The organism is Saccharopolyspora tripterygii (genome assembly GCF_054778355.1).
Genome location: NZ_BAAGZP010000029.1, coordinates 43860 through 62084 on the forward strand (window position 1 = coordinate 43860; position 18225 = coordinate 62084).

The window sequence follows — 18225 nt, forward strand, 5'->3', positions numbered from 1 at the left end:
GTGGCATGGACCTGGACCCCGGTGACCCGGATCGCGTCGCGCTGCACGCCCGAGACGTGGAGTTCGACTGGTCCCAGCTGCCGATGCACTGGATACCCGGCGAGCCGTTCGCCACGCACTGGGTGAACTTCCTGCACCTGGTGCTGCCGGAAGGCGAGCGGTGGTTCGTCGAGGTGTTCAAGCAGGCGCTGCCGATGATCACCGACGAGCGCCTGACCGAGGACGTGCGCGGTTTCGTCGGCCAGGAAGCCATCCACGCCGAATCGCACCAGGGCGTGATCGACCACTTCGACGCCCACGGCCTGGACACCCGGCCGTACGTGGCGCAGGTCCGGTGGATGTTCCGCAAGAGCCTGGGTGACCGGCCGCTGCGCGGCAAGCGCGCCGAGGCCTGGCTGGTGCAGCGGCTGGCCCTGATCGCCGCGATCGAGCACTTCACCGCGTTCCTCGGCCAATGGGTGCTCGACGCCGAGGAACTGGACCTGGCCGGTGCGGACGCCACGATGCTGGACCTGCTGCGCTGGCACGGCGCCGAGGAGGTCGAGCACCGCGCGGTCGCCTTCGAGGTCTACCAGCACGTCCACGGCGGATACCTGCTGCGGCTGCAGTCGATGGCGCTCGCGACGATCGTGCTCACGGTCCTGTGGGTGCGGGGACTGCGCTTCCTGATGGCGCACGACCCGGTGCTGCGCGGCAGGCGCAAGCCCCGCTGGCGGGACCTGATCCGCACCGGACGCCTCGGCCTCACCCCGAGCTACCGGCAGCTGTTCGGCTCCATCCCGGCGTTCTTCCGGCCCGGCTACCACCCGTCGCAGCACGGTTCGACCGCGCAGGCGGTGGACTACCTGGCCGGCTCGCCCGCGGCGCTGGCGGCGGGCCACTAGATGACCGAGCTCCGACCGGAACCCACCGGCCCCAACCGGCTGATGCGCGTGCTGGACCGGGTGCTCGGCGGCGTGGAGTGGCTGCACCGCAACAGCCGTCGCAACGCCGGTGCCCCCCGACCGGTGGACCACGACCTGCCGCTGGTGATCTCCGAGATCCGGATCGAAGCCGACGGCGTGCGCAGCCTCCGGCTGAGCAGGCCCGGCGGCGGACCGCTGCCCGCCTGGCAACCCGGCGCGCACCTGGACGTGCTGCTGCCCTCCGGTCGCACGCGGCAGTACTCGCTGTGCGGGCCGCCGGGGGAGAGGCGCCACTACCGGATCGCGGTGCGGCGCTTGGCCGACGGCGCGGGCGGATCACGCGAGATCCACGACGAGCTCTCCGAGGGCGACCGGATCGTGGTGCGCGGTCCGCGCAACGCGTTCCCGTTCGTGCGCGGACGCTCCTACCTCTTCGTCGCGGGCGGTATCGGGATCACCCCGATCCTGCCGATGGTGCGCGCCGCCAGGACCCGAGGCGCCGACTGGCGGCTGGTCTACACCGGGCGGTCGCGCGCGTCGATGCCGTTCCTCGGCGAGATCGGCGACCTGCCGGCGGACCGCGTGTGGATCCGTCCCGACACGGAGTTCGGCGTTCCCGCCGCCGGGGGCGAACTGCTCGCCCACGCCCCGCTGGGCGCCGCGGTCTACGCCTGCGGCCCGGTGCCGATGATCACCTCGCTGCGCCTGGACCTTCCCGGCAGCACAGCGAAAGGCCTGCACTGGGAACGGTTCTCGGCGCCCCCGATCATCGACGGCCGGGCCTTCAGCGTGGAGCTGGCGCGCAGCGGGCGCACGGTCGAGGTGCCCGCCGACCGCACCGCGCTGGACGCGATCGGCGAGGTGGTGCCGGAGGTCGCCTACTCGTGCCGGCAGGGCTTCTGCGGCACCTGCCACGTCCCGCTGCTGTCCGGCGAGGTGCGCAGGCGCGGCCGGGCGCGCGGCGACGACGTGGCGCTCTGCGTGGACCGAGGACGGGGGCACATCGCCGTCGACCTGTGAAGGACCCCGGTCGGGGGACCGGAGGGGAGCGGGGTCGTCCGGATGCGGGACCGGGCGACCCCGCGAAAAAACGCTTCCTGGCGACCGGGTGGCCCCGTAGCCTCGGTCGCAGGCGAGCTGGGGAGGAACCGTGCAACGCGACGGGCTGACGGAGATCACCTCGACCGAGGAGTTGGAGGAGGCCGTCGGCGCACCGCTGCAACGCGTCCTGGACAAGGAACGCGACTCGCTGCACCCGCTGGACCGCGAATGGCTGGCCGCGTCACCGTTCTGCCTGGTCGCGACCTCCGACGCCGAGGGCCGGTGCGACGTCTCACCGAAGGGCGACCCGGCCGGGTTCACGCTCGTCCTCGACGAGCGCACCATCGCCGTACCGGAACGGCCCGGCAACCGCCGCGTCGACGGCTTCCGCAACGTGCTGGCCAACCCGCACGTGGGCCTCATCTACTTCCTGCCGGGACGCGGCGACACGCTGCGGATCAACGGTCGCGCGAGGCTGCTGCGCGACGCCCCGTTCTTCGAGCGGATGGTCGTGAAGGGCCACCGGCCCGGCGTCGCGCTCCTCGTGGAGATCGAGCAGGTCTTCCACCACTGCTCCAAGGCGTTCCTGCGCTCCCGGCTCTGGGACCCCAACACCTGGGACCCCGAGGCCGTCCCGTCCCGCGCGCACATCGCCAAGAGCCTCGAACGCCCGCACGACTCGATGGCCGAGCTGGAGCGCTACTACTCCGCCGAGCGCTACGAGGCCCTGCTCTACGACCCCGCGGACTGACCTAGCGCGGCATCGCGGAAGCGGGCCGGGGTGATCGCGTAGTACCGGCGGAACCACCTGGTCAGGTGGCTCTGATCGGCGAATCCGGCCTCCGCGGCAGCCTCGGCCGGAGTCCGCCCGGACTCCGCGACCCATCCTGGGGGAGCGGCGGTGACCGCTCCGAGCCGGACCAAGGTCCGCAAGGGACTCGCCCTGCACCCGTGACGCGAGGTGTGGGAGATCGTGAACGTGGGTAGCCTCCGGGACATGGCGGCCACGTGGCTGAACTGGCCGGTGTTGCGGCAGCTCACCGGGCCCGACCGGCTGGGCAGGGGCCCGGCGTCGCGGTCCCGGCGCACCGACGAGCTGAGGGCCCGCACCAGCGACGCCGACGGCGTCACGCGCTCGGTGTGCCCGTACTGCGCCGTGGGATGCGGCCAGCGGATCTTCACCTCCGATGGCCGCATCACCCAGATCGAGGGCGACCCGGAATCGCCGATCAGCCGGGGGCGCCTGTGCCCCAAGGGCTCGGCCAGCCGAGAGCTGGTCACCTCACCGCTGCGCGAGACCAAGGTCCGCTACCGCCGTCCGCACGGCAGCGAGTGGGAGGACCTCGACCTCGACGTCGCGCTGGACATGATCGCCGACCGGGTGCTGGCCACCCGCGACGCCACCTGGGAGGACACCGACGACCAAGGCAGACCGCTGCGGCGCACCATGGGCATCGCGAGCCTCGGAGGAGCGACCCTCGACAACGAGGAGAACTACCTCATGAAGAAGCTCTACACCGCCCTGGGCGCGCTCCAGGTGGAGAACCAGGCGCGCATTTGACACTCCTCCACGGTGCCCGGTCTGGGCACCTCCTTCGGGCGTGGCGGCGCCACCACCTTCCAGCAGGACCTCGCCGAATCGGACTGCATCCTCATCCAGGGCTCCAACATGGCCGAAGCCCACCCGGTCGGGTTCCAGTGGGTCATGGAGGCCAAGAAGCGCGGCGCCACGATCATCCACGTCGACCCGCGCTACACCCGCACGTCGGCGGTGGCGCACAAGCACCTCGCGCTGCGGGCCGGGAGCGACATCGCGTTCCTCGGCGGGCTGATCAACCACGTGCTCAGCCGCGACGCGCACTTCCACGACTACGTGGTCGCCTACACCAACGCGGCCATGATCGTCGGTGAGGAGTTCGCCGACACCGAGGATCTCGACGGCCTGTTCTCCGGCTTCGACCCCGAAGCCGGCAGCTACGACGTCACGACCTGGCAGTATTGGGGAAGCCAGGCCGGACCCGCCGTTGGCGGCCACGGGACCGAGGAGGCGCCGAGCACCCGGCACGGCCGGGAACGCGCCAGCAGCCGTCCCGAGCGCAGCGGATCCGGGGGTCCCGTCTACCACGGGCACCCCGACTCCGACCCGACGCTGCAGCACCCGCGCTGCGTGTTCCAGCTGCTCAAGCGCCACTACGCGCGTTACACCCCGGACGTGGTGGAGGAGATCTGCGGCATCTCCCAGGAGGACTTCGCCTGGGTCGCCGACCAGCTCGTCACCCACTCCGGACGTGACCGCACCTCGGCCATCGCCTACGCCGTGGGCTGGACCCACCACACCGTCGGCGTGCAGTACATCCGCGCCGCCTCGATCCTGCAGCTGCTGCTGGGCAACATCGGCCGGCCCGGCGGAGGCATCCTCGCGCTGCGCGGGCACGCCAGCATCCAGGGCTCCACCGACATCCCGACCCTGTTCAACCTGCTGCCCGGCTACATCCCGATGCCGCACGCGCACACCGACACCGACCTGGAGTCCTTCGTCGCCGACGACGAGCTGGCCTGCGGCTACTGGGCCAACATCCGCTCCTACCTGGTCAGCCTGCTCAAGTCCTGGTGGGGCGAGCACGCCACCGCCGACAACGACTTCTGCTTCGACCGGCTGCCCCGGCTCACCGGCGACCACGGCACCTTCCAGACGGTGCTCGACCAGATCGAGGGCAAGTGCAAGGGCTACTTCGTCATCGGCGAGAACCCGGCCGTGGGCACCGCCAACGCCCGCCAGCAGCGCATGGGCCTTGCCGCGCTGGACTGGCTGGTCGTGCGCGACCTGCACATGATCGAGACCGCCACCTTCTGGAAGGACGGTCCCGAGATCGAGACCGGCGAGATGCGCACCGCCGACCTCGGCACCGAGGTGTTCTTCCTGCCCGCCGCCACGCACACCGAGAAGGACGGTTCGTTCACCAACACCCAGCGCCTCCTGCAGTGGCACCACAAGGCCGTCGAACCGACCGGCGACCAGCGCAGCGACCTGTGGTTCTACTACCACCTGGGCCGCCGCATCCGGGACAAGCTCACCGGCGAGACCGAACGCGACCGCGCGGTGCTGGAGCTGACCTGGGACTACCCGACGCACGGCGAGATCGCCGAACCGAGCGCGGAAGCCGTGCTCGCCGAGATCAACGGCTACGACGGCGACGGTCGGCCGCTGTCGGCCTACCCGCAGCTGCGCTCCGACGGATCCACCCGCTGCGGCTGCTGGATCTACTGCGGCGTCACCGCCGACGGCGTCAACCAGTCCGCCCGCCGCGTTCCCGCCGAGCAGCAGGACCGGGTCGCGCGGAAGTGGGGCTGGGCGTGGCCCGCGAACCGCCGCATCCTCTACAACCGCGCCTCCGCCGATCCCGACGGCAACCCGTGGAGCGAGCGCAAGGCCTACGTCTGGTGGGACGCCGGGCGCGGCGAGTGGACCGGCCACGACGTCCCCGACTTCGACAAGACCAAGCGCCCCGACTACCAGCCGGAGGACGGCGCCGTCGGACCCGAGGGAATCGCGGGCACCGACCCGTTCATCATGCAGAGCGACGGCCGAGGCTGGCTCTACGTGCCCGCCGGCCTCGTCGACGGCCCCTTCCCCGCGCACTACGAACCGCAGGAATCCCCGGTCGCCAACCTCCTGCACCCCCACCAGCAGCGGAACCCCGCGCGGCAGATCCACTCGCGCCCGGAGAACCGCTACCAGCCCAGCGGCGACGAACCCGGCAGCGACGTCTTCCCGTACGTGTTCACCACGTTCCGGCTCACCGAGCACCACACCGCCGGCGGCATGAGCCGCTGGCTGCGGCACCTCAGCGAGCTCGCCCCCGCGATGTTCCTCGAGGTCTCCCCGGAGTTGGCGGCCGAACGAGGCCTCCAGCACGGCGGCTGGGCCACCGTCGTCACCGCTCGCAGCGCCATCGAGGGCCGGGTGATGGTGACCGAGCGGATGCGGCCGCTGCTGATCGGCGGCCGCACGCTGCACCAGATCGGCATCCCCTGGCACTGGGGGCCCAACGGGCTGACCACCGGCGACGCCGCCAACGAGCTGATCGGCGTGGCGCTGGACCCCAACGTGCACATCATGGAGACCAAGGCCGGGGCCTGCGACGTCCGGCCCGGACGCCGTCCGCGCGCCTCGGCGCTCCACCGCCTGGTCGCCGAGTACCGCGACCGCGCGGGCATCGACGAGCGCACCGGCACCGAGCACGCGGACGACCCGAGAGTGGGAGGAGACTGAGCGTGAGCGTCAACCGGCTGTCGGGACCGTTGGACGACCCGGCGGGGGAGACCGGATACCCGCCGCAGCCCCGCGCGGGGTTCTTCACCGACACCAGCGTGTGCATCGGCTGCAAGGCCTGCGAGGTCGCCTGCAAGCAGTGGAACCTCCTGCCCGAGGACGGCCTGGACCTCACGGGCATGTCCTACGACAACACCGAGGCGCTCAGCGGCACCACCTGGCGGCACGTCGCCTTCGTCGAGCAGAGCGGAACGCCCGAGGAACTCGGCATGCCCGCCTTCGGCGCTCCCGACGAGCAGCAGGTGCGCTGGCTGATGTCCTCCGACGTCTGCAAGCACTGCACGCACGCCGCCTGCCTCGACGTGTGCCCGACCGGCGCGCTGATCCGCACCGAGCACGGCACCGTGCTGGTGCAGGACGACGTGTGCAACGGCTGCGGCTACTGCGTGCCTGCCTGCCCCTACGGCGTCATCGACATGCGTCCCGACACCGGCGGCGCGGCCAAGTGCACGATGTGCCAGGACCGCTTGGGCGCCGGGCTCATGCCCGCCTGCGCCACGGCCTGCCCCACGGAGTCCATCCAGTACGGCCCCCTCGACGAGCTGCGGGAGCGCGCCGCGATGCGCGTCGACGAGCTGCACGAGCAGGGCGTGACCAGCGCGCGCCTCTACGGCCACGACCCGAGCGATGGTGTCGGCGGCGACGGGGCGTTCTTCCTGCTGCTCGACGACCCCGAGGTCTACGGGCTGCCGCCGGACCCGGTCGTCACGACCCGCGACCTGCCCTCGATGTGGCGGCACGCGGCCGCCGGCGCGCTCACCGCGGCGGCGCTGATCGCCGGATCCTTCCTCGGGAGGCGCGGGTGAGCTCCTACTACGGCCTGCCGGTGCTCAAGGAGCCGGTGTGGAAGGTTCCGGACGTCCCGGCCTACCTCTACCTCGGCGGCATGGCCGGTGCGTCCTCGACGATGGCGCTGCTGGCCGATGTCACCGGTCGCAGGCAGCTGGCGCGGGCGGGTCGGGTGGCAGCGGCGGTGGGCGCCACCGCGAGCGTCGGAGCCCTGGTGCACGACCTGGGGCGCCCGGCGCGGTTCCTGCACATGCTGCGGGTGTTCAAACCGACCTCACCGCTCAGCGTGGGGTCCTGGATCCTCGCGCCCTTCTCGGGCCTGGCCGGTGCGGCCGCCGCCAGCGAGCTCACCGGACTGCTGCCGGTTCCGGGCAAGGCGGCCGGGATGCTGGCGGGCGTGCTGGCACCGGCCATGACCACCTACACCGCGGTCCTGCTCGCCGACACCGCCGTGCCGGGCTGGCACGAGGCCTACCGGGAGCTGCCGTTCGTGTTCGCCGGGAGCGCGGTCGCCAGCGCCGGGGCGGTCGGGCTGGTCGCGGCGCCTGCGCAAGCCCGCCCTGCCCGCCGGATGGCGGTGGCGGGTTCGGCGTTGGAGCTGGCCGCGAGCAGGCGCATGGAGTCCCGCTTGGGCTTGGCGGCGGAGGCCTACCGCACCGGGCGGGCGGGTGCGGTGCTGCGCGTGGCGCGCGCGTCCACCGCGGTGGGCGCGGGACTGGCGCTGGTTGCGGGGCGCAGCCGGGCGGCCGGTGTCGCGGCGGGGGCCTGCCTGACCCTCGGCGCGGTCGCCACCCGCTACGGCGTGTTCGAAGCCGGTCGGGAAACGGCTCGCGACCCCCGCTACGTCGTCGAGCCACAGCGCGAACGCGTGGGCGAACCAGGGTCGGAAGTCCGTGGCGAAGTGCACAGATCGAGTTCGGGTGGTGACATCCGGTAGTCACTCACGTGAGTGAGTAGTGGTTCAAGTCTCACACTCCGTGGTTTGATTTCAGGTGAATAACGCATTTCTGATCAAGAAATGACCAGCTGAAACGTCGCAATCGCTGCGATCTTGATTGCGTTTCTATGACGAGTGCCACTCGCTGTGAGTTTTGTTCACGCTTTTCAGCTACGTAGCGTTGCCCGGCGTCGGCGCCCCCGAGCCGACAGCAAGACCGGAAGTCCGCAGCGCCGAACCCTGCCCGGCGGGCTTTCCGAAACCCCGAGACGCATTGCGGGCAGGGACGTGACGACCGGCCGGGAACCCGGTGCGGACGGCCGAGGCCGACCGCGCGGGACGCCGGAACCTGGACGGCACGAAGGCGTTGCTGGAGATAAGACTGACAATGGGCAAGCACAGCAAGTCCACCACCCGTCGCAACCTCGCCCGCGTCGCCGTCGCCGGCGTTGCCGTCGCCGCGCCGTTCGCCATGACCCTGCCGGCCAACGCGGCCTCGGAGTCCACGTGGGACGCCGTCGCGCAGTGCGAGAGCGGTGGCGACTGGAGCATCAGCACCGGCAACGGTTACTACGGCGGCCTGCAGTTCAACCAGTCCACCTGGTCGGCCTACGGCGGCGACAACTACGGCTCGAACGCCGCGCAGGCCAGCAAGTCGCAGCAGATCGCCGTGGCCGAGCGCGTGCTCCAGGCGCAGGGCCCGGGGGCGTGGCCGGTGTGCTCGAAGAAGGCCGGCCTGAGCAAGAGCGGCAGCGCCGAGCACCAGGACGTCGACTCGGACAGCAGCAAGAAGAGCACCGAGAAGAAGTCCACCACCAAGAAGAAGAACCCGGTCAAGAAGACCGTCAAGGTCGAGGGCACCTACACCGTCCAGAACGGTGACACGCTGGGTTCGATCGCCCAGGCCGCCGGCGTGAGCTGGGAGTCGATCTTCGACAAGAACCGTTCGGCCATCAAGGACGCGAACGTGATCTTCCCGGGTCAGCAGCTCGCCATCAAGTGACCCACCCCGTCTTCGGACCAGGGTGCGCATGAACGAGGGACCCCGCCTGCCTCTCTCCGGCGGGGTCCCTCGTCTGCGATCTGCGGTGCGCCTCTCACTTGAACTTGCGGCGGCGCAGGTCGTTCCGGATGTCCCATGCGGTCCAGCCGATTCCGGCGAAGGCGAAGAAGCCCAGCATCAGCACGAGTTCGGTCACGTCCGGCTCCCTTCGGATCTTGACGGCCACCGTCGGGATCAAATCCGAGAGTAATTGCACGTTCGTTGATCGCCGAGCGTATCGCCGCAATAGACCCCAACGGGTGAGCGTGCGAAGTGGAAAGATCCGCCGTTCGGCCTCAAAACCGCACAACCGCAACGAAATGTCGCGAGATGCGAAATCTGCTCCGATCTCCGGAGCTCATCCGCCGATCACCTAACGTGCCCTCGCGACATCATCCCGAGTGATTGCTGCTCGTTCGCGGGACGTATCGGCATGTCAGCGCAGCGGACCTAGCCAGCTGCGGCGGACCATTGACGTGACCGCACTCACCCCGCGTGCCCCGACCCCCGACCTTCGGAAAGGGGACCCCCGATGTTCATCGCACTACAGCTGGACGCCGCAGCCGATTCCGGGTTCGACAGCTGGGTCGGACCCGCTGCCATCACGGCCGGTTTCCTGCTCTTGATCGTCGCGCTGTTTCGCCGGAGCCGGGCCACACTGGCCAGGAAGCGCAGGGCGACGCGCACGAGTGCGGCCGATTAGCGGTGTCGCGCAGCCCTGAGCCGACCCGGCGTGCCGCGTGCGACGGCCGCCCGAGGGGGGAGGGGACGCATGTCCGACACCACGCGGGAGACCGACGAGCCGACGGTCGACCAGACACCGGCCCAGCGCCAGTCGCCCGATCGGCGGCCGAGCTCCGGCCGTCGACGACCGCCTGACCAGACCCAGGGCGCTGACCAGCGCTGGAAGGTCGTTCCCGCGCCCGTCAGCGAGCCCGCCGATGCCCGTCGGACGGGCCTGCGCACCGCGATGGCCATCAACGCCGGCCGGATGGCGGCGTCGCTGTCGCAGCGTCTCGGTCTCGGCTCCGGTGGCATGATCGGTGGCCGATTGGCGCTGACGCTACAGCCCGATCTCCTGCAGCAGCTGGCAACCGGTCGGCGTGTCGTCATGGTCACCGGAACGAACGGCAAGACCACCACCACGCAGATGGTCGCCGAGGCGCTGCGCGCGCAGGCACCCGCGGTCAGCAACGCGACCGGAGCGAACATGCTCGACGGTCACGTCGCCGCGCTGCTGACCCAGCTCGACGCCCCCTTCGCCGCGCTGGAGGTCGACGAGCTGCACCTGGCACAGGTCACCGATCGCTTCGAGCCGTCCGCCATCCTGCTGCTGAACCTCAGCCGCGACCAGCTCGACCGCGTGGGCGAGGTGCGCACCGTGGCCGCCAGCCTTCAAGGAGCGCTCACCCAGGCCCCGGGCGCGCACGTCATCGCCAACCGCGACGACCCCAACATCGTGTTCGCCGCCGCGGGCCACCCGAACGTCACCTGGATCTCCGGCGGCGTGCGCTGGCGCGACGACGCGCTCAACTGCCCGCAGTGCGGTGCCTTCATCGGCGACGTCGACCGCGACTGGCGCTGCCAGTGCGGGCTCGCGCGGCCGCCCGCCGACTGGAAGGTCACCGACACCGGCGTCCTGGACTCCGAGGGCACCCACCACGAGCTCGCCCTCGCCCTGCCCGGCCACGTCAACCGCGTCAACGCCACCTTCGCGCTGGCCGCGGCGCTGCAGCTCGGCGGCGAGGAAGCCCCGGCGCTGGCACGCGTCCGTCGCATCTCGCAAGCGGCCGGCCGCTACGACACGGTCCGGCTCGGTGGACGCCGGGTCAGGCTGTTGCTGGCCAAGAACCCCGCCAGCTGGCTGGAGATGCTCGACCTGGTCTCCACCAACGAGGAACCGCTGGTCCTGGTGGTCAACAGCCGCGAAGCCGACGGGTACGACGTCTCGTGGTTGTGGGACGTGGACTTCGAGATGCTTCGCGGTCGGTCCGTTCAGGTCGCGGGCGACCGCGCGCTGGACCTCGCGGTGCGCCTCCGCTACGCCGGAGTGCGGGCCAGCGTCGCCTCCACGGTCGAGGTCGCCCTCGGTGGCACCGAAAGCGGACTGCCCGACGTCATCGCCAACTACACCGCTTTCCGTGACCTGCTCACCAGGAGCCGCACATGACCGGGGAACGAGTCCGCATCGCCCTCGTCCTGCCCGACCTGCTGGGCACCTACGGCGACCGCGGCAACGCGATCGTGCTCTCCCAGCGGCTGCGCTGGCGCGGCATCGGCAGCGAGCTGGTCACCGTCCTGTCCTCCGACGACTCCGTCCCCGATGACTGCGACCTGTACCTGATCGGTGGCGGCGAGGACGTCGCGCAGGTCGCCGCCGTCCGCTTCCTGCGCCGGGGTGCCGGGCTGGCCCGCGCGGTGGAGCGTGGTGTGCCTGTGCTGGGGATCTGCGGCGGGCTGCAGGTGCTGGGAACGGGCTTCGTCACCGGCGACGGCCGGCGCCACGAAGGGCTCGGTCTCGTCGACGCCACGACCGAGCCGGGGCGCGGGCGCGCGATCGGCGAGGTCACCACCCAGTCCACGCTCGGCGGCGTCGGCATGCTCACCGGTTTCGAGAACCACCTCGGGCGCACGACGCTCGGGCCCGGTTCGCACGCGCTGGGCAAGGTCGTGCGCGGCGTCGGCAACGGCCGCGACGAGGCTGAGGGCGCGGTGACCGGGCACGTCGTCTGCACCTACATGCACGGCCCGGTGCTGGCGCGGAACCCGAAGCTGGCCGACCTGCTGCTGGAGTGGGCGCTGGGCGAACCGCTGGCCCCGGTCCCGGACCCGCCGGAGCTCAAGGCGCTGCGCACCGAGCGCACCCGGGTGCACGTGCGCAACCGCAAGTAGTCAGCGACGAGCGAGCCGGCCCAGCTTCTGCAGGGCCGGCTTCAGCTCGGGGGCCCGTAGCAGCGCGAGCGCCCCGAGGCTGACGGCCAGCACGACGATCCCGTGCAGCACCAGGGCCAGCCACGCGTCCACCATCGGGTTCAGCGGCCCGGTCAGCGCGCGCACCCCGGCGAGCACCGCCAGCGAGCACAGCGCCCCGGCGGTGCTCGCCAGCAGCGCGCGGAGGCAGCCCACCACCGTCGACCCGGTGCGCAGCGAGCCGAGGCGGGCGCGCAGCCAGACCTGCCCGACCACGGCACCCAGGAGGAAGCTCGCCGACATCGCCGCGGTCACCCCGAGCACCACGTCCTGCGGGTCCACGGTGGCCAGCACCAGGTAGCACAGCACGCTGCGCACGGCGACCATGATCACGTTGATCCAGGTCGGGGTGCGCGCGTCGTGCATCGCGTAGAAGGCGCGCAGCTGCAGCATGGTGATCCCGAACGGCACGACGCCCGCGGCCGCAGCGGCCAGCGCCCATCCGAGTCGCCCGGCGGCGGCGACGTCGCTGGCACCCAGCGAGAAGAAGGCGACCGCGAGCGGGCCGCCCGCCACCACCAGCAGGGCGCTCACCGGCATCAGCAGCACCGCGGTCATCCGCGTGCCCCAGGCGACGTCGTCGACGAACGCGCGGGTCTTCCCGGACGCCGCGGCCTGGCTGATCCGCGGCATCAGCGCCGTCAGCAGCGACACGCCCAGCACGCCGTAGGGGACCTGGGACAGCAGCCACGCGTAGTTGAACGTCGCCACGCTGCCCGGGGTGCCCTGCGCGGTCACGCGGGTGATCACGACCATCCCGGCCTGGCTGATCAGCGTGTAGAGCACCACCCAGCCGGCCAGCCCGCCGAACTCCGAGAGCCGCCGGTCCCATCCCCACCGCCACCGGTAGCGGAACCCGCTGCGCCGCAACGACACGACCATCACCAGCAACTGGGTGGTGATCCCGGCCAGCGTGCCGAGCCCGAGCACCAGCAGTTTCGGCTCGCCGATGCGCACCGGGTCGGTGGAGATCTCGCCGGGCATCAGCGCGTAGACGATCACGGTGGTGATCACCACGAGGTTGTTGCACACCGGGGCCCACGCGGGAGTGCCGAACAGCCCGCGGACGTTGAGGATCGCCTGCAGCAGTGCCGACATGCCGTAGCAGACGATGCCTGGCAGCAGCAGGTAGGCGAACGCGGTGGTCAGCTCCGCGTTGGCGCGGGTGTCGGGCCCCAGGTACAGAGCGGTGAGCAGTCCGGCGCCGGCCACCGCGACGGCGGTGGCGACGCCGAGAAGCACCGCGCCCATGGTGATCATCCACTGCGCGTAGGACTGGCCGTGCTCGGGCCCCTCCTGCTGCGCGCGCACCAGCAGCGGAACGGCGATGCTGGTGAGCACCCCGCCCAGCAGCAGCTCGTTGACGACGGTGGGCAGCGTGTTGGCCACGGTGTAGGAGTCGTTGACCATGCCCAGCCCGAGGACCACCACGAGCAGGACCTTGGCGAGCAGGCCGCTGATCCTGCTGGTCGCGGTGGCCACGGCCATGGCCGCGCTCGCACGGGCCAGTGAGGGGCTTCGGACACCGGTCTTGGCCTGATCGACCACGTAGCCCCTCCCATCGGCTCGTTCGATGCTGAAGGTGCCACGAAACACCCGCTCTCGCCGGGTGAACCGGTTCCGTGGCACGCTGATCGAGAGGCCTGTGAAAGGGGTGCGCGCGTGATCGTGTTCGGTGTCGTCCTGCTGGTCGCCGGTGCGGTGGTGGCGATCGCCTTCGGCGGCGACGCGGGTGGCTGGTTGCTGCCGGTGGGCCTGATGGCCGCGGGGGCGGGGATCAGCCTCGCCGGGCTGGTCGCCCGGCTGCGCCGGTCGCCCGTGCGGGCCGCGGTCCGGGCGCATCGCGCGGGGGCGGCGGGATCCCCGTTCGACCGCGTCAAGGCAGTGCCGTCGATGGTCGGGTCGACCGCGCGCGGCCGGAACCCCGAGCTCCCGCGCTACCAGGCCTTGCTGTGGCTCATCGCCCTGGTCTACCTCGTCTCGCCGATCGACTTCATCCCGGACTTCCTGCCGCTGCTGGGCATCGGCGACGACATCGGAGTCGCCAGCTGGTTGCTGAGCAGCCTCTACGCGGAGTCGGGCAACTACCTCGCCGGCCGCGAGCGCCCGCGCGAGGTCGAGCCGGGGGAGTAGCGGCGGACCTCAGCGCCCTGGATCGCCCGCCGACGGTGCGACGTACTTCGACTCGCGCTTCGCCCGCCGGCCGAACATCGCGTGGTCGAGGGACCAGTTCCCGGCGTTGAACCCCATCGCGAGCGCGGCCGCGCCGATGGCCAGGGGCAGTTCGAACCCGTCCGGTGCGAACAGGCCGTGCGGCAGGTGGACGAAGAGGATCGCTCCGGCCATGTCGAGCGCCACCGCCAGTCCGACCAGCGGCAGCGCGATGCCGAGGACCAGCAGCACACCGCCGATGAGCTCCACGAGCGTCGCGTACCAGGCGGCGACCTGCGGCAGCGGCACGCCCATCGCGCCGAAGTTCTGCGCGGTGGCCGGAACTCCCCAGGTCACGAGCTTCTGCCAGCCGTGCGCGATGAGGACGATCCCCACGCCGACGCGGCCGATGAGGGTGAACGAGCTGCGAAGCGCGTTCATGCCTACTCCTGTGCTGTGCGGGTCCTCCCAGTGTCGGCGTGATCGACTCGGCCGTCATCTCGGGCTCAGCGCGTCAGCTCCGCTGAACGCGGAAGTGCCCCGGCGGAACGGCGGTTCCACCGGGGCACTCGCGCTAGGAGCTGTTGAGGATTGCGGCGGAGCCGCTGTTTCAGGTGTGAGACTCAGCCTGCACCGCTACCCGCACCGCCACGCAACGCAACTCACGAACAGCTACTAGGAGGACCTCACTTGAGGAGGTTGCGCGCCATCACCATGCGCTGGACCTGGTTGGTGCCCTCGTAGATCTGCGTGATCTTGGCGTCGCGCATCATGCGCTCGACCGGGAAGTCGCGGGTGTAGCCGGCGCCGCCGAAGAGCTGGACGGCGTCGGTGGTGACCTCCATGGCCACGTCCGAGGCGAAGCACTTCGCCGCCGCCGAGATGAAGCCGAGGTTGGGCTCACCGCGCTCGGCGCGGGCCGCGGCCACGTAGACCATCTGACGCGCGGACTCGACCTTCATCGCCATGTCGGCGAGCATGAACTGCACGCCCTGGAACTCGGCGATGGACTTGCCGAACTGCTTGCGCTCCTTGACGTAGGCCAGCGCCTGGTCCAGCGCCCCCTGCGCGATGCCGACGGCCTGGGCGCCGATCGTGGGCCGCGTGTGGTCGAGGGTCTTGAGCGCCGTCTTGAAGCCGGTGCCCGGCTCGCCGATGATCCGGTCGGCCGGGATGGTGGCGTCCTCGAAGTACAGCTCGACGGTGGGCGAACCCTTGATGCCGAGCTTCTTCTCCTTAGGGCCGACGGTGAAGCCCGGGTCGTCGGCGTGCACCGCGAAGGCGCTGATGCCGTTGGCGCCCTTCTCCGCGTCGGTCACGGCCATGACCGTGTACCACTTCGACACGCCACCGTTGGTGATCCAGCACTTGCTGCCGTTGAGCACCCAGTTGTCGCCGTCGCGGACGGCGCGGGTCTTCATCGCCGCGGCGTCGGAGCCCGCCTCGCGCTCGGACAGCGCGTAGGACGCGGTGGTCTCGCCGGAGGCGATCGAGGGAAGGACCTGCTTCTTGAGGTCTTCGGAGGCCGACAGGATGATCGGCATCGTGCCGAGCTTGTTGACGGCGGGGATCAGCGAGGACGAGCCGCAGACCCGGGCGACCTCTTCGATGACGATGCAGGTGGCCACCGAGTCGGCGCCCTCGCCGCCGTACTCCTCGGGGATGTGGGTCGCGGCGAAGCCCGCCTTGACCAGCGCGTCGAGGGCTTCCTTCGGGTAGCGCTCCTGCTCGTCGACCTCGGTCGCGTGGGGCGCGATCTCCTTCTCGGCGAGGGCGCGCACCGCCTCGCGCAGCGCGTCGTGCTCCTCGGCGAGCTGGTAGGTGCCGAAGTTCGGGTCCACCGGGGTCCCTCCCTAGTCCCGTCGCACAGCCGCGAGCGGGGGTCTTGTCGCATGCCGCCCGCGTAACGCGGCGGACCTGATGTCGTCATCATCGTAACGGCACTGAGTGCCACTAGCAATTCCGCGGTGCTACATTCGCTGCCATGTCCGAGGCAGTCGTTGCGACTCCCAAGCCCCGTTCCGGACGCACTCCGCACGGCCGCCGGAAGGTGCGCAGCGCGATCGCGGTCGCGGCGCTGGAGAGGTTCGCCGAGCAGGGCTTCGAGGCGACCACCGTGGATCAGATCGCCGAGGCCGCCGGAGTCGGGAGGCGAACCTTCTTCCGCTACTTCCGGTCCAAGGAGGACGTCGTGTTCCCCGGGCACGACGAGCGGCTGACCGACGTCGTGGAGCTGCTGGAATCCGCGGCTCCGGACGCCGACGCGCTGCGGGTCCTGGGGGAGGCCGCGGAGTTCGTGCTGGGGATGTACTTGGAAGAGCCCGAGGTCTCGCTCAAGCGCTCGGAGCTGACCAGGCAGGTCCCGGCCTTGCGGGACAAGGAGATCGCGAGCATCGACCGGTACCAGCGGGTCTTCGCGCGGTACCTGCGCGCCCGCTTCGCCGGCCAGCCCGACGCCGAGCTGCACGCGGCGGTCGCGGCCTCGGCGGTGGTCGCGGCGCACAACCACGTGCTGCGCCAGTGGCTGCGCAGCGGGGGAGAGCTCGATGCCGGGGCGACGCTGCGGCACGCCACCGAGCAGGTGCGCGAGGCGCTGTCGGGGCAGTGGCCCGGCGGAGCGACCGACGCGGATCGGGGATCGGTCGTGGTGGCCGCCGTGCGCACTTCCGCCTCGGCGGGTGCGGTTCTGGAGCGGGTCCAGGAGGCTCTGCGCGACGTCGAACGGTGATCACTCGGCACTCAGTGCCGGAAGTGATCACCGCGCATCGCACATCGATTACATTCGTGGCTTCAGTGCCGAATGAAAGCAACCCCGCGCGGGAGGAAAGAACCACCCACGCGGGGAAGAGGAGTCAGCGAGCGCGGGTCACGCCACGAAGGCTTCCATCGCGTCGGCCCCGGCGGAGGCACCTCCGGTCGAGCGCACAACCTCGCGCATCCGGTCGAGGTTGGTGCGCACGTCGGGATCGGAGGACATCCGGTCGACGGCCGCGCGCAGCTCCGCGGCGGTGACGGTCTCCGGATCGAGCTTGACGCCGAGACCGAGCTCTTCCGCTCGGGCGGCGTTCGCCGACTGCTCGGGCATCTGCGGCACCGCGATCAGCGGAACTCCGCTGTGCAGCGACTCCATGGTCGAGTTCATCCCGGTGTGCGAGACGAACGCCTCGGCGTGCCGCAGCACCGCGGGCTGCGGGAACGAGGGGCGCACGTCGAAGTTGGCCGGGATCTCGCCCAACTCGGCCGGATCCACGCGCGACCCGATCGACAGCGCGACCTGCCACGGTCCCTCGGAGAAGGCTTCGAAGCACAGGCGGTAGAAGTCCGGGCGCTCGTTGAACGCGGTGCCCAGCGCGATGTAGACCAGCGGGCGCTGCGGGTCGGCGGGGGAGTAGTCCTCGTCCGCGCGGTCGCCCACGAGCGGGCCGATGAACCGGAAGCGCTCGTCGAACGTCTCGCGCGCCAGCTGGAACTCCTCGGGCAGGAACACCAGGTTCAGCCCGGTCGGAGCAGCACCGATCAGGGGAGCGGCTTCGACGCCGAACTCCCGGCCGATCTCGGTCATCGCCTCGTGGATCTTGGTCATGGCGTCGGCTTGCGCCGGGCCGATCGTCGGGGCGTGCTCGGCCATCACGGAGGAGCGCAGGTCGAAGTTCTCGTTGCTGGCGAGGTTGGGGACCAGCGAGATCGCCGGGATGCCGAGCTTGTCGGCCAGCATCCGGCCGTAGCTGGTCATGACGTCGCTGCACACCGCGTCCGGCGGTGCGTCGGCGAAGCGCTCCAGCAGCACCGGCATGCACTGGCGGACGTCGTCGATGAAGAACTCCATCATCGTCCGCATGCGCTCGGGGGTGAAGACGTTCCCCTGTCCGGCGATGTCGGGCATCTTCGTCGGCAGCTCCAGCACCTCGGCGCCGGTGGCGCGCACGGCCTCCAGCGCGTCGGCACCGACCGCGTAGGTGACCCGGTGGCCCCGGTCGAGCAGCTCGCTGACCAGTGCCAGCGTGGGGTTCACGTGCCCGAAGGCGGGCACGCTGGTGAACAAGAAGTGCTTCTTCAT

17 protein-coding genes are annotated in these 18225 nt (G+C 70.9%); 12 read left to right on the plus strand and 5 right to left on the minus strand.

What is annotated here, in order from left to right; genetic code table 11:
- The first annotated feature begins 5 nt into the window (after positions 1-5).
- The 3 genes from ACYVF3_RS21755 to ACYVF3_RS21765 all read left to right on the plus strand — a co-directional run bounded on the left by ACYVF3_RS21755 (position 6) and on the right by ACYVF3_RS21765 (position 2697).
- A complete protein-coding gene (locus ACYVF3_RS21755; RefSeq protein WP_461156086.1) occupies positions 6-884 on the plus strand; it encodes a metal-dependent hydrolase in 879 nt (292 codons plus the stop codon).
- Positions 885-1925, plus strand: coding sequence for a PDR/VanB family oxidoreductase (locus ACYVF3_RS21760; protein WP_461156087.1), 1041 nt, complete (start codon positions 885-887; stop codon positions 1923-1925).
- A 130-nt stretch (positions 1926-2055) separates the two neighbouring features.
- Positions 2056-2697, plus strand: coding sequence for a pyridoxamine 5'-phosphate oxidase family protein (locus ACYVF3_RS21765; protein WP_461156088.1), 642 nt, complete (start codon positions 2056-2058; stop codon positions 2695-2697).
- Here the strand turns inward: ACYVF3_RS21765 and ACYVF3_RS21770 are convergent.
- Positions 2679-2879, minus strand: coding sequence for a helix-turn-helix domain-containing protein (locus ACYVF3_RS21770; protein WP_461156089.1), 201 nt, complete (start codon positions 2877-2879; stop codon positions 2679-2681). The two genes, ACYVF3_RS21765 and ACYVF3_RS21770, sit on opposite strands and share 19 nt — an antisense overlap.
- A 64-nt stretch (positions 2880-2943) precedes the next feature.
- Between ACYVF3_RS21770 and fdh the strand changes: the two genes are divergently transcribed.
- The 7 genes from fdh to ACYVF3_RS21805 all read left to right on the plus strand — a co-directional run bounded on the left by fdh (position 2944) and on the right by ACYVF3_RS21805 (position 11939).
- Positions 2944-6219, plus strand: a complete 3276-nt coding sequence (fdh, locus tag ACYVF3_RS21775; RefSeq protein WP_461156090.1) for a formate dehydrogenase — start codon at positions 2944-2946, stop codon at positions 6217-6219.
- 2 nt (positions 6220-6221) lie between these two features.
- The gene (locus ACYVF3_RS21780) at positions 6222-7085 is read left to right on the plus strand and encodes a 4Fe-4S dicluster domain-containing protein (protein WP_461156091.1); all 864 of its coding nucleotides are present in this window, start codon (positions 6222-6224) and stop codon (positions 7083-7085) included.
- Entirely contained in the window at positions 7082-8005 is a 924-nt protein-coding gene (gene nrfD / locus ACYVF3_RS21785) for an NrfD/PsrC family molybdoenzyme membrane anchor subunit (protein WP_461156092.1), read from the plus strand. The genes ACYVF3_RS21780 and nrfD overlap by 4 nt, the downstream gene beginning before the upstream one ends.
- 388 nt (positions 8006-8393) lie before the next feature.
- A complete protein-coding gene (locus ACYVF3_RS21790; protein ID WP_461156380.1) occupies positions 8394-9008 on the plus strand; it encodes a LysM peptidoglycan-binding domain-containing protein in 615 nt (204 codons plus the stop codon).
- Positions 9009-9579: 571 nt separating this feature from the next.
- On the plus strand, positions 9580-9750 hold the full coding sequence (locus tag ACYVF3_RS21795) for a hypothetical protein (protein WP_461156093.1): 171 nt from the start codon (positions 9580-9582) through the stop codon (positions 9748-9750).
- 69 nt (positions 9751-9819) lie between these two features.
- Complete coding sequence (locus ACYVF3_RS21800; RefSeq protein ID WP_461156094.1) at positions 9820-11217, plus strand: DUF1727 domain-containing protein; 1398 nt, start codon at positions 9820-9822, stop codon at positions 11215-11217.
- Positions 11214-11939 (plus strand): type 1 glutamine amidotransferase, encoded by a 726-nt coding sequence (locus ACYVF3_RS21805; protein ID WP_461156095.1) that lies wholly within the window; start codon positions 11214-11216, stop codon positions 11937-11939. Before ACYVF3_RS21800 ends, ACYVF3_RS21805 begins: the two co-directional genes overlap by 4 nt.
- Here ACYVF3_RS21805 and murJ read toward each other — a convergent pair whose 3' ends face one another.
- Positions 11940-13565 carry a murein biosynthesis integral membrane protein MurJ gene (gene murJ, locus ACYVF3_RS21810; RefSeq protein ID WP_461156096.1) on the minus strand — a complete coding sequence of 542 codons (1626 nt, stop codon included), beginning with the start codon at positions 13563-13565 and terminating at the stop codon, positions 11940-11942.
- Between the two features lie 114 nt (positions 13566-13679).
- On the opposite strand from murJ, the gene ACYVF3_RS21815 reads away from it, so the two are divergent.
- The gene (locus ACYVF3_RS21815) at positions 13680-14150 is read left to right on the plus strand and encodes a YkvA family protein (protein ID WP_461156097.1); all 471 of its coding nucleotides are present in this window, start codon (positions 13680-13682) and stop codon (positions 14148-14150) included.
- Between the two features lie 9 nt (positions 14151-14159).
- Here ACYVF3_RS21815 and ACYVF3_RS21820 read toward each other — a convergent pair whose 3' ends face one another.
- Positions 14160-14609, minus strand: a complete 450-nt coding sequence (locus ACYVF3_RS21820) for a DoxX family protein (RefSeq protein WP_461156098.1) — start codon at positions 14607-14609, stop codon at positions 14160-14162.
- Positions 14610-14854: 245 nt separating this feature from the next.
- Positions 14855-16009, minus strand: coding sequence for an acyl-CoA dehydrogenase (locus ACYVF3_RS21825; RefSeq protein ID WP_461156099.1), 1155 nt, complete (start codon positions 16007-16009; stop codon positions 14855-14857).
- 143 nt (positions 16010-16152) lie between these two features.
- Between ACYVF3_RS21825 and ACYVF3_RS21830 the strand changes: the two genes are divergently transcribed.
- Positions 16153-16896, plus strand: coding sequence for a TetR family transcriptional regulator (locus tag ACYVF3_RS21830; protein WP_461156100.1), 744 nt, complete (start codon positions 16153-16155; stop codon positions 16894-16896).
- 138 nt (positions 16897-17034) lie between these two features.
- Here the strand turns inward: ACYVF3_RS21830 and ACYVF3_RS21835 are convergent, their stop codons facing one another.
- A complete protein-coding gene (locus ACYVF3_RS21835) occupies positions 17035-18225 on the minus strand; it encodes a macrolide family glycosyltransferase (RefSeq protein ID WP_461156101.1) in 1191 nt (396 codons plus the stop codon).